This window comes from Halomonas elongata DSM 2581 (genome assembly GCF_000196875.2).
GTDB classification, from domain to species: domain Bacteria; phylum Pseudomonadota; class Gammaproteobacteria; order Pseudomonadales; family Halomonadaceae; genus Halomonas; species Halomonas elongata.
Window position 1 is genome coordinate 3555554 of sequence record NC_014532.2, and the last position, 15497, is coordinate 3571050.

The 15497-nt window shown below is 59.4% G+C and carries 15 protein-coding genes; 14 read left to right on the forward strand and 1 reads right to left on the reverse strand.

The genetic code is table 11. From position 1 onward, the window contains the following. Positions 1–17: 17 nt before the first annotated feature. The 12 genes from HELO_RS16535 (at position 18) to HELO_RS16595 (ending at position 11003) form a co-directional block, all read left to right on the forward strand. On the forward strand, positions 18–1931 hold the full coding sequence (locus HELO_RS16535) for a ParB family protein (protein WP_013333787.1): 1914 nt from the start codon (positions 18–20) through the stop codon (positions 1929–1931). Then, positions 1928–2575: a DUF2857 domain-containing protein gene (locus HELO_RS16540; protein ID WP_013333788.1), complete on the forward strand. Its 648-nt coding sequence runs from the start codon at positions 1928–1930 to the stop codon at positions 2573–2575. Before HELO_RS16535 ends, HELO_RS16540 begins: the two co-directional genes overlap by 4 nt. After that, on the forward strand, positions 2563–3885 hold the full coding sequence (locus HELO_RS16545) for an STY4528 family pathogenicity island replication protein (protein WP_013333789.1): 1323 nt from the start codon (positions 2563–2565) through the stop codon (positions 3883–3885). The genes HELO_RS16540 and HELO_RS16545 overlap by 13 nt, the downstream gene beginning before the upstream one ends. A 48-nt stretch (positions 3886–3933) precedes the next feature. Beyond that, positions 3934–4434, forward strand: a complete 501-nt coding sequence (locus HELO_RS16550; protein ID WP_041602213.1) for a hypothetical protein — start codon at positions 3934–3936, stop codon at positions 4432–4434. A 120-nt stretch (positions 4435–4554) separates the two neighbouring features. Then, on the forward strand, positions 4555–5379 hold the full coding sequence (locus HELO_RS16555; RefSeq protein WP_013333790.1) for a PFL_4669 family integrating conjugative element protein: 825 nt from the start codon (positions 4555–4557) through the stop codon (positions 5377–5379). A 1272-nt stretch (positions 5380–6651) separates the two neighbouring features. Further along, entirely contained in the window at positions 6652–7206 is a 555-nt protein-coding gene (locus HELO_RS16560; protein ID WP_013333791.1) for a DUF3158 family protein, read from the forward strand. After that, positions 7199–7618, forward strand: coding sequence for a hypothetical protein (locus tag HELO_RS16565; protein WP_013333792.1), 420 nt, complete (start codon positions 7199–7201; stop codon positions 7616–7618). Before HELO_RS16560 ends, HELO_RS16565 begins: the two co-directional genes overlap by 8 nt. Before the next feature lie 92 nt (positions 7619–7710). Beyond that, complete coding sequence (locus tag HELO_RS16570) at positions 7711–8169, forward strand: hypothetical protein (RefSeq protein WP_041602215.1); 459 nt, start codon at positions 7711–7713, stop codon at positions 8167–8169. Between the two features lie 548 nt (positions 8170–8717). Beyond that, positions 8718–9245: a single-stranded DNA-binding protein gene (locus tag HELO_RS16580; RefSeq protein WP_013333793.1), complete on the forward strand. Its 528-nt coding sequence runs from the start codon at positions 8718–8720 to the stop codon at positions 9243–9245. Positions 9246–9413: 168 nt separating this feature from the next. Then, complete coding sequence (locus tag HELO_RS16585; RefSeq protein WP_109637525.1) at positions 9414–10025, forward strand: PH domain-containing protein; 612 nt, start codon at positions 9414–9416, stop codon at positions 10023–10025. Positions 10026–10150: 125 nt separating this feature from the next. After that, positions 10151–10735: a hypothetical protein gene (locus HELO_RS16590; protein WP_013333795.1), complete on the forward strand. Its 585-nt coding sequence runs from the start codon at positions 10151–10153 to the stop codon at positions 10733–10735. Between the two features lie 52 nt (positions 10736–10787). Beyond that, positions 10788–11003: a TraR/DksA C4-type zinc finger protein gene (locus HELO_RS16595; protein WP_041602218.1), complete on the forward strand. Its 216-nt coding sequence runs from the start codon at positions 10788–10790 to the stop codon at positions 11001–11003. Between the two features lie 100 nt (positions 11004–11103). Here the strand turns inward: HELO_RS16595 and HELO_RS19215 are convergent, their stop codons facing one another. After that, positions 11104–11784, reverse strand: a complete 681-nt coding sequence (locus HELO_RS19215) for a hypothetical protein (protein ID WP_157953425.1) — start codon at positions 11782–11784, stop codon at positions 11104–11106. A 528-nt stretch (positions 11785–12312) separates the two neighbouring features. On the opposite strand from HELO_RS19215, the gene HELO_RS16605 reads away from it, so the two are divergent. Together HELO_RS16605 and HELO_RS16610 are read left to right on the forward strand one after the other, a co-directional pair. Then, positions 12313–14334 carry a DNA topoisomerase III gene (locus HELO_RS16605; protein WP_013333796.1) on the forward strand — a complete coding sequence of 674 codons (2022 nt, stop codon included), beginning with the start codon at positions 12313–12315 and terminating at the stop codon, positions 14332–14334. A gap of 274 nt (positions 14335–14608) precedes the next feature. Next, entirely contained in the window at positions 14609–15100 is a 492-nt protein-coding gene (locus tag HELO_RS16610; protein ID WP_013333797.1) for a hypothetical protein, read from the forward strand. Positions 15101–15497: the final 397 nt, after the last annotated feature.

Here is a 15497-nt window from a genome sequence, read left to right on the forward strand (position 1 = left end):
GCAGGAGACCGCTGAATATGAGCAAGAAACAACCCACGCAGGAACAGATGATGGAAGCCCTGACCAAGCCAGGCCCGACCTTGAACCGGGAGCGCGTGGACAAGGTGACGGCGCCCGCCGCCGAGATGGGCATGGAACTCACGCTCGACCAGTTGCGGCCCTATGACCGAAACCCGCGAAAGCAGCGCAACCCGCGCTATGACGAGATCAAGGCGTCTATTCGGGAGGTGGGGCTGAAGCAGCCACCGCCGGTGACGCAACGTCCCGGTGATGACAAGTACATGATCTCGGACGGCGGCAACACCCGCCTGCAGATCCTCAACGAACTCTACGAGGAAACCGGGGAAGAGCGCTTCAACACCAACTGGGTGATCTACCGCCCCTGGGTCAGCGAGGCGCATGTGCTGGCCGGCCACTTGTCTGAGGACAAGGACCACGGTGAGCTGAGCTGGATCGAGAAGGCATTGGGCATCGAGCAGCTCAAGCATACCCTCGAGGAGGAAGCCGGCGAGACGCTGTCGCAGCGGGCACTTGTCCAGAAGGCCAGAGATCTAGGCTTTGCTATGAGCCAAAGTCATATCTCAAAAATGCTCTATACCGTTGAGTACCTGTGGCCATCATTGCCGCTGACTCTGGAGAGCGGACTTGGCCGTCCTCAAATCGAAAAACTGGTTGCCTACCGCGAGGCCTGCCTGCGCATCTGGAAGCACATCGACGAGCGGCCCGAGGAGGAGTTCGGTCCGGCCTTCCACGAGGTCCTTACTCAGTTCGATCACGAGGAACAGACCGAGCTGCCGTGGTCGATCGTCGAGGACCGCCTGCTGGGCATGCTCGAAGACCACTCGACCGATATTCACCTGCACCCGATCGAGAATGCCCTGAAGCAGATCCTGACGTATCGCCAGCGTCGCTGGCCGATTACCGACGACTGCCAGGACATCTGGCTGCCCTTGGATGCCGAGATCCAGCGTGCGCGGGATCCCGAGAATGCCCCTCCACTGTGGCCAGCGGAACCCGAGGCCGGGACCAGTAAGCCACCCAGGACGGCACCACGCGCAGATGATCAGGCGCCGTTGGGGGACAGTACCGGAGAACCGGTCACTCTAGAGACGGATAACGAGCCGTCCGACAACACAGTACCGGAGGCACCCTCCGCGCCGCCGGTCGCTGGCGATGACGATCAGGTCTCTGCCTTGGAGGCCAAGGTTCGCGAACTCGAGGCACAACTGTCCTCCCGCGCCGATGATGAGAACGTCGCACCAACCACGATGGAGGCCGACGCCAGCCCCTCGCTTTCTGACACCACGACGGAGGCTGATGACACGGCGACTACCGAGGCCCTGGATGCACTGCTGGACGACAGGCGTGACGCCCTGACGCTCTCCGAGGTCAAGGAATCCGAGGGCCACCGCCGCTTGCGTGCCATGCTCACCCGCGAGCATGGCGAAGCGCCCAACGACTTCGAGGACAATGCGCTGCGGGCGATTCCACTGATGTCCGACGGCCCGATGCACCCGATCACCGACCTCTGGTACGTCGAGCCCCAATACCGTGAGCCCCGTGAACTGCGCATCCAGATTTCCCAGTTCGCGCAAGCGCTCGCGCGTTGGGCCGGCTTCAACCTGCCCGGCGACAGCGATAACCCGGTGCAGCCCACCTATGACGAGGGACTCGGGTACACCCTCGAACCGCTCAACGAAGCACAGGCCCAGAGCCCGCGTGCCCAACGCGTCTGGCAACTGCTCGCCGGCCTGTTGGGCGAAGAGGAACTCAACCCGGCCTATCCCATGGAACTGTCGGTGCTCGGTGTCCTGATCAGCGGCACTGACGACGACGAACGGCTGCCGGACGAGGTCCTGGTGCGGCTGTTCCGCCTGATCCGCTTGATTCGTCTGCTGAAGGATGCGCTCGCTGAGGAGGATGCCTCATGAACCAGAACCAACAACCGCGTCATATGAGCCGTTCGCTAACCCTCGCCGTGCTCAATCAGGCCATCGGCTATCTGCGCGAGGGCAACATGCGCCGCGCCCGCGCGCTGGGATTCAGCGACGACGAGTTGCGTGAATTGCGACGGCTCAGTGCCACCGACATCGAGGCCCTGTCCTGCGACGGCCCCGCCGTCTGCCGGTTGACGGTGGACCACGAGATGCTGCTGATCGTCATGCAGCGCCTGATCGAGGACCAGGATCGCGAGACCCGCATCGATCGCTGCCTGACGCTCGGGGCCAGCGTCACCATGATGTCGACCTTCTTCGGCTTGACCGGCAACGACTGCGCGACGCGCCGCTCGTTGCTCGGTCTGCCCTCCCGTCAGGGCCGCCTGGCCATGCCGGAGGAGGCGGTGGAACACGATGCCTGGCACCGCTGGCAGTCCATCTGCGAGACGCCTGACCAGCCCCGGGCGACCGAGGATCTGCACGGCATGATGACCCTGGCCGAGGAAACCCAGATTCCGCTCGCGGTGATCTGGCACCTGGTCAAGGCCTGGGCCGAACCGAATGCCCCGCGAGGAGAACTCGAAGAGGAGGAAGCCGACGGCCCTTTTGACAGCGGGAGGCCAGCATGCGCCGGGTAGACACGCTGCAGGCCCTCATCGGTCGGGCCACGTCACAAGTCACGCGCCGGGGGGAGGCCCCGGCGCCGTCGGATTCGTCGGACGAACCCGAGTCACTGGACGGGCTGCTGTTCCTGGGCAACCCTCACGAAACCGTGCCGCGCGCCCTGTTGCTCGATGAGCGATTGGGTGCAGTGGATATTCTCGGCTGGCAGATGATCCGCCTACTGGCCAACGACGACAAGACCACAGCGTTTCCCACCTATGATCAACTGCAGCCCCTGTTGAGAGCCGGACTCGGTAAATCATCATCGAGAAGCACCGTGGCTCGGGTCATCGCCATCCTGCGACTGACCCGTTGGATGTCATTGGCGCATCGTGCCCGGCACGCCACCAACGGTCGCGTGCTGGGCAACGTTTATGTTTTGCACGACGAGCCAGTCTCCCCTACAGAGGCAACGCTCATCGATGGTGACTATCTGACGTTCGTCGCCCAGAGTTGCGAGCACAGAACGCCGGCCATCCGCGAGGTCGCTCAGCATATCCGTGAGGAACTCGCCGAGGATGGCATTCTGCTCACGGCGGCTCACTCGCAGCGCGTGCAGGACAAGACGCCAGAGCCCTTGGAACGCTTCCAGAAACGGGCCGCCCGGTTCGAGGAGGTTCAACCCGAGTACTCAGGGAAGCCCGCCCAGTCCTCCCCGAGTACTGGGCAGTACTCAGGGAGTACTAAGTCTGAAAACAAGCACTTAGATCGCAGTACTCAAGGAGTACTAAGCGGCGAGCCATCGAGTACTGCCCCCAGTACTCAACAAGTACTCTGTCCAGAATCAAATACTTACCCCTCAGTACTCAATGAGTACTCGGCCCCTACCGTACGTGCGGGCGCGCACGGTACCGGTACTGTAGGTAGTAATACCAACCCCGGGTTGGTTTGGCATGGCTGCCTGGATCTGAGTGCCACGGATCGCCAACGGGTGATGGGCTGGTTCGCTCCCTTGCCGAACGACACCCAACAGCGCGTCCTGGACGAGGTCGCCGGTCGCGTTGATGCCGGACACTGCCGAAGTCCGGTCGGCCTGCTGCGCAGCCTGGCCACCAAGGCCTGCCAGGGCGAGTTCAACGCGACCCAGTTTGCGCAACGGTACGTCGCCTCGCCGCCGTCAGGTGCGTCATCGACGTCGCCACCTGGGGCGGCCACTCCCCGATCGCCGTCACCGGTCGCCTCGCGTCCTGAGTGGCTGGACAAGCCCCCGCCGACGTTGACCGAGAAAGGCAAGGCGGCGCGCGAGGAGGTTCGGGCGCTGGTTGGCCGAAGTCGACGGCCATGAGGATGATTCCAATAGAAACACGCTTTACGTGATGGAAAGGAGGACACTATGAAACCTACCAAGCACCAACGTCTTCGCATCGACATTGCCTTGATGGCGGCTTTCATTCTGATTGAGGGCGGACTGTTATGGGGCATGACACGCCAGGCGACACTGGGCGATTTCTACTGGTACTTGGTCGCCTTCATTGCCTTGCTGCTGTTGCCGCCGATCCGCTTATCTCGGAGACTGCCTTCTCACATTCCAGATATGGGGCGAGATAGCCCGTCCCATCGAGCCATCGATGCCATCGGCTGGGTATTGGTCGCCTTGCTACCCTCCGTTATGGCCCTCGTCTTCTCCCTCCAAGGATGGATGTGGGCGCAACGGGCCTATCATCACCTCATCCATTCCGAGGACCTTCACTATCTTGATGCCTCAGCTTACTTCGGTTCGTTCGTTGGGCTGACAGCCTTCCTGCTGATTGCCTCGCTGTTCTGTGTTAGCCAGTCCTGCCGGATGATTGCCGTGATCAACCATCATTTAGCAGGACCTCGAGAGCACCGTTGACGAGCTAGAAAAAAACATCAAACACCGGACTTAACGTTTTCGGTCGCCAGGCCGTGCGCCGTTCGCCATCGTTCGGCCAGATGAACCCGCGAGATGGAATCCACGCTGGAGTGAACCGCAATGGCAGCACAAGCTCAGCAGCAAATGGGCGCCCTACGCAGCAAGATTCGAATGACGCTGCACACCTACCAGGCAACTCGCCTGTGGCATGGCCGAGGCGTCGAGAGCGGCAAACCCCAGATCATCGGGATGCGGCAGCTGTTGGCCATGATCGGTAAGATTCAGCGGGATGCCGCCCAGGACGACCCCTATGCCGACTATTGGCTCATCCAGATCGAGGAAAAGCTGCGAGAAAACCGCCAATACCTGAACGATCAGCTCCACCTGGCCGAGCAGCGGCTGGCCCAACTCCCCGAGGGACTGACGGTCGAGGAGAACATCAGTCAGCAACCCTTCACCACGCCGATCTACACCGGCGGTCAACTGGGCTGGCTGGCCATTCGGCAGTTGCTCGACTATGACCGCCTGGTTCGCCAGGTTTTGCTGGCCGGCCACATCGCCCAGATGTCGCCGGGCGCCGAGCAGAACATCCTTCGGGGCGTGCATCGCAAGATGCACAGCTTGTGCGACTTCCCCAAGCGCTATCCCGGCTACAGCGGCATCACCCGCGATGACCTGGCGGCCAACAATGCGCGCGCCCGTCAAGCCATCGAGAAGCGTGGCGAGCTGCCCGAGGACGTGGCCCAGGGCAAGCGGCGGAGCAAGTACGCCCCGCCGATTCGCAAGACGACGCCAAACGCCCAGGCAGCATCGGCAGCGACACGCCCTGATGCCTCGAGGGATGAGGTTGAAGCAGCGCCTAATACACCGACGACTGGTTCAGCCGATGCCACGTCGGACGCTCCGACCGAAGATCCCCTGGATCAGGATATGCCTAACGGGTGATGCCGCCGGCATCACCCCGAACACCACAACAGGTATTGGCAAGATCGTGACATTGCGGACTCAGAACTGATGGCACGGCCATCACTTCAGGAAGGTGCCGCAGGTGATTCCAGTGGAATCACCCTAACAGCAGCGGCAGGTGTTGGTGCCACCAACAGGCCAGGAAGGTGCCGCAGGTGATTCCAGTGGAATCACCCTAACAGCAGCGGCAGGTGTTGGTGCCACCAACAGGCCAAGAAGGTGCCGCAGGTGATTCCAGTGGAATCACCCTAACAGCAGCGGCAGGTGTTGGTGCCACCAACAGGCCAAGAAGGTGCCGCAGGTGATTCCAGTGGAATCACCCTAACAGCAGCGGCAGGTGTTGGTGCCACCAACAGGCCAAGAAGGTGCCGCAGGTGATTCCAGTGGAATCACCCTAACAGCAGCGGCAGGTGTTGGTGCCACCAACAGGCCAAGAAGGTGCCGCAGGTGATTCCAGTGGAATCACCCTAACAGCAGCGGCAGGTGTTGGTGCCACCAACAGGCCAAGAAGGTGCCGCAGGTGATTCCAGTGGAATCACCCTAACAGCAGCGGCAGGTGTTGGTGCCACCAACAGGCCAAGAAGGTGCCGCAGGTGATTCCAGTGGAATCACCCTAACAGCAGCGGCAGGTGTTGGTGCCACCAACAGGCCAAGAAGGTGCCGCAGGTGATTCCAGTGGAATCACCCTAACAGCAGCGGCAGGTGTTGGTGCCACCAACAGGCCAAGAAGGTGCCGCAGGTGATTCCAGTGGAATCACCCTAACAGCAGCGGCAGGTGTTGGTGCCAACAACAGGCCAGGAAGGTGCCGCAGGTGATTCCAGTGGAATCACCCTAACAGCAGCGGCAGGTGTTGGTGCCAACAACAGGCCAAGAAGGTGCCGCAGGTGATTCCAGTGGAATCACCCTAACAGCAGCGGCAGGTGTTGGTGCCACCAACAGGCCAAGAAGGTGCCGCAGGTGATTCCAGTGGAATCACCCTAACAGCAGCGGCAGGTGTTGGTGCCAACAACAGGCCAAGAAGGTGCCGCAGGTGATTCCAGTGGAATCACCCTAACAGCAGCGGCAGGTGTTGGTGCCAACAACAGACCAGGAAGGTGCCGCAGGTGATTCCAGTGGAATCACCCTAACAGCAGCGGCAGGTGTTGGTGCCACCAACAGGCCAAGAAGGTGCCGCAGTCAGTCGACTGACACTGAGCGCGGGAAAGACTGGGCTGGGGCAGCCCTTCTACTCACATTGACTGGGGCAGGACATGACCAATCGCACCGCACCGCCACCCGACGACAGGCTCGCACCGCGACCTTACGCAAAGGGCCTTTTAAAACCCTTTAAGGGTAAGGGGGGAATCCTCCGCTTACGCGACGAGTTGATGATCGAGTGCGGACGGCTCACCCAGATGGGGATCGAGATCAGCAACCGTCACAACCGATGGCTGGCAGCTCTCGATCTGTCATTGCGCAACCATGGGGACAGTTCACGTGAAGGCCTGGCCCTCTCGCTCAGGTGGCGGGATCGGATGGGGAAAAAGATGGGGCAACACCTATGGGATGCGGCCATGTCACGTGATGACGTAAGCCTTCCGCTGAAACAGGACCTGTATGACCTCGAGATGGAGCGACTGTGCCATAACGCCCAGGTCAGCGTGGTCAACATGACACTGAAGCGCATCCGGCAGCACTGGCTGCCCGACATGGAGCATCTGACGTCCGTGTTCCAGACCGAGTGCAATCGGCACTATCAACTGGGTAATGCGGTCCTGCGCAATGCCACCGCCCAACTCCATATGAAGGAGGATAGAGATGGATAAGCGAGGGGAACTAGTACAAAACGCCATCAAGGAGGCACGGCGGGAAGAGCTTCGGGATCTGATGAATTACGCAGAGCAGGTCGGCAATATCATCGCTGCCACGATTCGAACGCTCGTCGCGGCCATCACCATCATGGGCGGTCTGACGGTAGGGGGCGCACTGATCTGGATGTCCCTATCACCGACCAATCCGTTGAACAGCGTCGACTACGGCAAACTCTATGTGCTCAGTCAGGCGCTCGTCATGTTCTTGGGCTCCTGCACACTCGTGTGGTGTGCGATGCGCAACGTTGGCGGGTACTGCAACACCTTTCGTCGGGAGATTCAGTGGCGAACACGATCACTCGAGTCGGTGGGAGCTCGGCACTGCAAGAATCAAGACCAGAACGCAGCAGATGCTGCGGCAGAATGAATGCCCTGATGGCGCGTTAACATTCTAGGCGGACAGTCCCGATACCCATCATGGACAGTGCTCGTACATGCACTGATCACTGGAGTTTCGAGATGGACCAGCCAATGAAGAAAGCCATCGTAGCGCTGGCTATCATGCTGTTCGTCATGGCATGTCTGACGGTTGTCACTGCCTTGGCGTTGGATGAACCCGACCGGGTTGTCTGGTTATACGGTACGAGCGAGCTGTTCTTGCTATCTGGGGCCGTGATTCTGGGCTGGTGTGTCAAAGGCGATAGCATCCTTCCATCGACAAAGAGTTACCAGGTTGCCAAATGGGGTTCGCGGCACCTGGGCCCTGGCATTATCGGACTTATATTGGTAAATGTCAGCGGGTGGATTCATACCAAGACTAGGATGCAGGCCGCTGCTGAATCATTGTCTGGTTTAGAAGGCGCCTTTGCCGAAGCTAGCTTTCATGTTCTGACGTTATTTCACATCGTCGTAGCGGTCGCTATAGTCTTTTTCCTATTACGGCTTACTGTGAGGACCAAACTGACGTCACCCCCCTAAGGTCACCTTATCCCGTAAAGAACTTGACCAAAGCATTAGACTCTAATTTTTCCCATAAACCAGCAGCAGAAATAACTAAAATAATGGTAACACCAATGATCAGGATCGCCTGCCAGCATCGAAACATCAGAACTCTCCATTAAACTAAACACTGTGCGCACCTAGCGCGTACATCACCATGAAATGCTTGAGGCTGTCAATCATGGGTCAGCACGACCGCTTCCATACCCGAGTACCTAGCGAACTTCTTGAGCAGTTTTATGCCGCCTGCGAGGCACAGGATGATGTTGCCTCACAGGTGGTCCGGGCCTGCATGCGTCGCTATGTCGCTGACTGGAAAGCTAGCGTCAGGCGTGGACAAATGGACTGGGAGGTGCTGCAACGTGTGGCGCGGTTGGAAGAACAGCTTCGCCGAGCCGGGATAGAGCCGGATACGAGCCAGCCCACGGTCGACAGAAACGTTTGAAGGACCAGTTAGCATTCTGGGAGGACGGCGTCGGCCGGTTTCGCAACAGTGCTCGTACATCCACTGATCTCTGGAGTTTCTAATGAGCACCCGCTTTACCAACGATGGCCGTATCGGCACACCGCCCGAAGTCCGCATGTTCGCCAGCAATGGCAACCAGCCGCCACGCGGTGTGCTTCGACTCAACGTCAAGTTCGATAACCTCGTGCCAACCGAAGACGGCCCGGTCGACAAGGGCGGTTTCTGGGCCAATGTCGAGATCTTCGGTCGCGATGTTGAGCAGTGGGCCAACCTGTATCAACCCGGCATGAGCGTGATGGTCGACGGCCGCATGGTTCGCGATACCTGGCAGGATCAGAACGGCCAGGAACAAGCTGCCTTCAAAGTCACCAATGCCCGCGTTGCGATCCTGCCGTACCGCATCGCCAGCGTGGAGATGGCCCCCGCCAATAATGGCGCTCCCGCATCCGCACAGAATGCGCCTGCAGGTGAAGGCGCTCCTGCTACCGCATCATCGGCGCCTGGCCATGACGGCGCGCCCACATCCGGGCATGACACGTCTTCTGGTCAGGGAGCTTCTTCCTCAGACGCCCCCAGTCCAGGTGCATAACATGACCAGTATCGTGATCTGGGCGGTGACAATCGGTTCAGTCGCTGCTGAGAAAGCCAAAGCTCAATCACAAGCTCAAGAACAAGCTTTAAGAGACGCGGAAGCTAAGGCGATGTCCAAGCGATGTCAAAGGAAGCTGCAACCCCGGCCAAGCAAGAGGATTGATGCATGGATCCCTCGATGATGGACAACAATGATCATCCGGCTCAGCCGACGTCATCTAGCTCGTCGGAAGTAGAAACGTCGCTGGCGTCGCTCAAGCCATCGGCCAAGGCGGCCATCCCAACGATCATCTGGTGGGTTTCGATGGCCATGGGCATAACCGGACTGGTGTTGTATCTGGTCGTCCAGCGACCCGATCTCGCGCAGGCAGTCGAACAAACCGCCGGTTCTGCACTTCCTGGACTGTTGCTGGTGTGGTTGCTAGCTCTGGTCTGGTTGGTGTGTCTCGTACCACCGTTATTTCGGCTCCTGGTACTGAAGACAACGACCTATCACATCACCAACCAACGTTTGGAGTATACGCGAGGCATCCTGCACCGGCGTCGCGACCAGCTCGAGCTGGTCCGGATCCGCGATCTCAGTGCCAACCGGACTTTGGTCGACCGTCTTCTAGGTATCGGTACCGTGATCATGGAAACCGTCGATCGCTCCCATCCGATATTCCGCATCGAGGCCCAGCCTAATGTCTATGAACTGACTGACTGGCTTCACCAGTTGAATGCCGATGAGCGAGCTCGACTCAATTACCGCGAATTCGAAGGCACGCAGGGCGTATAACGCACGTCGCGTTTCTGCCTCTGCCTCATTGTTCTTCAATCACATCGCTTTGTAGACTTTCCGGTTGGCCGGTTGAATTCACTCCACTGGTCCATCGCAATAACGTTTCGTCAGGAGATATGGATATGCAACGGACGACACCCCTCAAGTTCGGATTTGGGCTGGTGGCCATGGCTCTGTTAGCAGGATGCGCCGGTCAGGGCCACCAATATGCGCAGGGGGTGTGCATCACCTGCGTGAACCCCCCCCTCACCGGGGAACCTCTCAACTACGATCCTGACGAGACGCCAATGCAGGTTGCGCAGAACGCCGAAGGCGAGACAGTCGGCGTCCAGGAATTGGGGCCCCAGTCGGGTAAGGTCCAGATCGAGTCACCGGTGGACGTCGATACGGCCTATGCGCGTATCAAGCCAGCATTTGGCTTCCGCTCGCCGGCTGACTTCAATCACAACGACAGCAATGCCGATTGGGCCATGGGCGACGAAGCCTGGCAGCATCAGGCCACGCCCGGCGCCTTTTATAATCTCAGCGATTATGGTGATCAGATCGTTGGCGGTGTGGAGTATGGCATCGTTCAGAAGGTGCAGATCCAGAAGTCGGGCGCCGGATCTCGGATCATCTATCGCTGGTTCCCGTCGGGCGACAACGTCTATGACGGCGAGGCCATGAAAACCGCCATTCGAGAGCGGCTCAATGCCGCGTTGCAGTAATCTTGAGCCATAACGGGCCTGCTGCGTAGGCCCTATCACCAGGAGAACGATGATGGCCGATAATGCGGATGTTGCCAACGAACTGATGGATCGTCGTCTTGAGCAGACCATGCAAGCCTGCCGGCTGCCTGAGCCAACGGCCGAGTCAGCGGAGTGTGAAGAATGCGGGGACCCCATTCCCGAGGCGCGTCGTCAGGCCGCGCCCTGGGCCCGCACCTGTATCGACTGTCAGGCGTTGCTCGAGCAACTGGCCAAGCGACGCGCGTGATACTGACGGTCGAGTAACTGGTGACAATCAAATCTTTGGATGCTGTATTGGCACACTGAACATCTATTCCGACGCCCGCCTCAACAGACAGCTGTGTAAACTATCTATAGAATCCATCTGGGTTAACCAACCCCATTCCTGGCATATTATCTAGCCACTTGTTAAGACCATCAATCTGCCCTTGGGTTAAACGAAGCCTGTCTCTTAAATACCTAAGCAGGCTTCTTCCAAACTCTACCCCGTCCTCATCATCCTGCATCTCTATAAATCTCAGCACCCAGAACTCACATGCATAGACCTGTCGCAGGTTTCGAGGGGACAACTCTGGGCGACTTCTTTCAACATACCCAATCAAATTTCTAAGGTAGGGCTTATCATTTTCCTCCACAACCTCTTTTACAACATATCTATCATATACTTCCGACAGCTTATGATATCCCATACCCGGGTAATGACTGAGCCTTTCGCACCTCAGAAGCAGGTAGGATACGAGTTGTTGCGTATCATCTTGGGGATTGAGATCTCTTCTCCTTCCTTGCCTTAACCCACCTCTAGGATTTACTTCCCTCCCCTCTTCATCAGGTACCAACAGAGCTGTGGTGATATCAGGGATAGGGTCATAAGGGTTAACTGTATGGAGCCGTGCACAGGTCGGGCCGGAAAATGCCTCATCTCCATCCTCATTCCTTACAACTGTCCCAATCCCGCTCGTAATCGCATTAGGACAGAACCTACATGTCACTCGAGTAGTGAAATCCCTCCGGATACGTGTCCATGGCATGAGTGTAGGCTCCCGAATTAATATTCTGACTGGCGGACAAGGGTGATTGAGCGTGTCATACCCTTGATTCTAGCGTCAGGAGCCGATCATGTTCACCCCCACGAAGCACCTCCCCCGGAAGCAGGACGTTCTCCAGCAGTACCAGGAAGACCTAGAGTCCTGGGTTCTACAAGCCCCCATTGAGCATATTCGTCAGCAATATGCCTGGTTGCACGCCTCAGAAGGGCCGGATAGTGCCCGGTACGAGTCTTTTGATTCATCGGATGGACTTCAGCCTTTGTGCGGTCAGTGGGATGTCGGGGGCACTTATCTGAAGCGCTGCAGTGAGTGCCACGAATTTTCCCTTGCTGTTTGGGCCGTTGCCATGAGTCAGCGACACGAGTTGAAAGACGTGTACCCCCGGTTGGCAACGTGATCTGGGCGTCGGCCTTTTCCTCAAACGTCAACACCGCGATTAACCTTTTCGGCTGATTCAGTCGATTGACTTCCGCACGCTGGGCCTTATCGACATTTCGGAGGCCCCGCACCATGTCCCGTCTCTTTCTTTGCGAGAAGCCCACTCAGGCCCGTGACATCGCCAAGGTCCTGGGGGCATCTGAGAAGGGTAACGGTTGCCTCAAAGGCCGGGGCATCACCGTGACCTGGGGCTTCGGCCATCTCCTCGAGCAAGCCAATCCGGAAGCCTACGATCCGGCACTCAAGCGCTGGTCGATGGAGTCCCTGCCCATCCTGCCGACCCAGTGGAAGCTCGAGGTCAAACCCTCGGCGAAGAAGCAGTTCACTGTCGTCAAGAAACTCCTGAGCTCGGCCAGTGAGGTGGTCATTGCCACCGACGCCGACCGTGAGGGCGAGATGATCGCCCGCGAGATCCTCGAGGCGTGTCAATTCTCAGGGGGCGTGTCCCGGCTCTGGCTGCCGGCTCTGGACGAGGCCAGCATCCGCAAGGCGCTCGGTGACATCCGGCCGGGCGAGTCCACGCGCCTGCTCTATCACGCGGCCCTGGGCCGGTCGCGCGCGGACTGGCTGGTGGGCATGAACCTGACGCGGGCATTTACCATGCGGGCCAAGCAACTGGGGTATGATCTGTTGCTGTCGGTGGGGCGTGTCCAAACACCCGTACTCAAGCTGGTCGTCGATCGCGATCGCGAGATTGCCAACTTCGTGCCCAAACCGTTCTGGGAGGTGGTCGCTGTCTTCCAGGCCGAGGGGGGGACCTTCCAGGCCAAGTGGCAGCCCGCCGATGACGATGTTCTGGATGAGTCAGGACGGTGTATCAACCAGTCGGCGGCTCAGGCTGTCGTGGCACGTTGCCAGGGCCTGCCCGGCCAGGTCACGACGCTTGAGACGACGCGCAAGCGAGAAGCGCCTCCCTTGGCCATGGATCTGGGGACGCTGCAGCAAACCTGCTCCAAGCGTTGGGGGTATGGGGCTCAGCAGGTCCTGGATATTGCGCAAGCCCTCTACGAGACGCACAAGGCCACGACCTACCCGCGGACGGATTGCCGTTACCTCCCGCTGTCCCAGTTGGACGACGCCCAGCAGGTCGTGACGGCACTCCTGACATCGGATGGTGAGCTCGCCCCGGTCGTGCAGTCCCTGGATCTCACGCGCAAGAGCCGCGTGTGGAACGACAGCAAGATCACCGCCCACCACGGCATCATTCCCACCACCTCGCCGTGCGACACCAGCAAGATGAGTGAGGCAGAATGGAATGTCTATGACCTGGTCCGGCGGCATTACTTGGCACAGTTCCTGCCGCCCCATGAGTACGATCACACCGACGTCGCGCTCGAGGTCGCTGGGGAACGCTTCGCCACCACCGGACGGCAGGTGCAGGTTGAGGGCTGGAAGGTGCTGTTTCGCAACGTCCAGCAGGATGATGCGGCGGGTGATGAGGCGACAGCGAAGACAAGCTCCCAGGCGCTACCGCCGTTGCAGGCGCATGCCAACGTACCGCAGTCCTCACTCGATCTGGTCAGCAAGACCACCACACCGCCCAAGCCTTTTGCGGAAGGCACTCTGATCGGTGCCATGAAGAACGCGGCGCGTTTCGAACCCAATCCCAAGCTCAAGGCGCGGCTCAAGGAATCCGCCGGGATCGGCACGGAGGCAACGCGCGCTGGCATCATCGAGACGCTGCTCAAACGTAAGTTCCTGACAAAGAAGGGACGTGCGATTGTTGCCACCGCGACAGGCCGGCAGCTTATCGATGCGCTGCCTGAGGTGGTGACCAATCCCGGGATGACGGCGCTCTGGGAACAGGCCCTGGACAGCGTGGCGGCCGGCGAGCTCTCCCTCGAGGACTTCATGGCGAAGCAGCAGACCCTGGTCGAACGGCTCATCGAGCAGGCCAAGTCGGCCACCATCAACCTTCCCCAAGAACCTGCCAAGTCCAAGGCCTGCCCGGAGTGTGGGGCCCCGATGAAGAAGCGTAAGAACGATTATGGGTCCTTCTGGGGATGCACCAAGTACCCGGACTGTAAAGGCATGGTGAAGATCGGTAGTGGCAAGAAACGCCAGGGGAAGGGACGCAAGGCGTCTAACGGATGAGCGGGTCGGCAGTCTGCATTTGGCTGGTTGGGTTGCACCAATGCGAGCGAGACGCACAAGACGAGCATAAGGAGGACACGTTATGACATCGCTTACCGCAATATTGATCGCGACCGGCAGCCTGACACTCGTCGTTTGTGGGCTGACGATCTGGATCTATGGACTGCCTTGGTGCTCGCGTAACAACAAGCACCGATCCAAGGCCAAGTCGCGTGCCCCTTCATCCCAGGATGATGGCCCGGATGAACACTGAGTCCAAGGGAGTCGGTCACAGATGTCTGGTAAGCAACATACCGACCTGGTACAGCGGGGAGCGCGTTGGCTACGAGGGCAAGGCTTTCCTGTCATTGCGACCGAGATCCGTGCGATCGGATGCCGCGAGGAGCCGGATGTCATCGGGTTCCGAGAGAGCTGCTCGGCCATCATCGAGGCCAAGGCCAGCCGGGCGGACTTCCGCGCGGATCGCCACAAGCCGGAACGCCAGTCGGGTGGCTTGGGCGTCTATCGTTTCTATCTCGCGCCGCCCGATCTGATCCATCCCAAGGAACTGCCCCATGGCTGGGGGTTGTTGGTGACGTCAGGACGCGGGGTGGCCGCCGTGGTGAAGCCAACGGGCAATTGGTGGCCGGGCATCCGAACGCCGCCCCACCTACTCGACAACGAATGGGGCCGCTTCATACATGCCCCGGACCAGGACGCCGAACGGGCGGTGCTATTTTCGATCGCCCGTCGGGCCTCACAACAGCAGAAACAGGAGGTGTTCTGACAGAAACTAAAGGTTTGTCGCTGTATTGACGGTGATGACGGGGATGCCATAATACCCATGCACCCCGTTGGTCACTGACGGTCATCAGTGACGCCCTTTGAGTCCTCAGAGACTCACTTAGTCCCCAAACAGCCCGCGCCTCGTGCAAGGCTGTGTCCCAACCCTGCCTAAATGGCCCCATATGACACCCGGGATTCGAGGCTCCCTGCAACATGACCAACAGGCCGTTGGTCACCCTGCATCCCCTGTCTGGCCTGCCCGAGTGGCGTTCAATGAGCGGCTCCCGGGCAGGCCAGACATCTTTCGCCCTGCTTGGCAGAGCTCACCTTTCCTCGGCGGTGCCCGCCGCCTGGACAATGGGCGCCTTTTGTGCGGACGACGTGCGTAACGATGACCG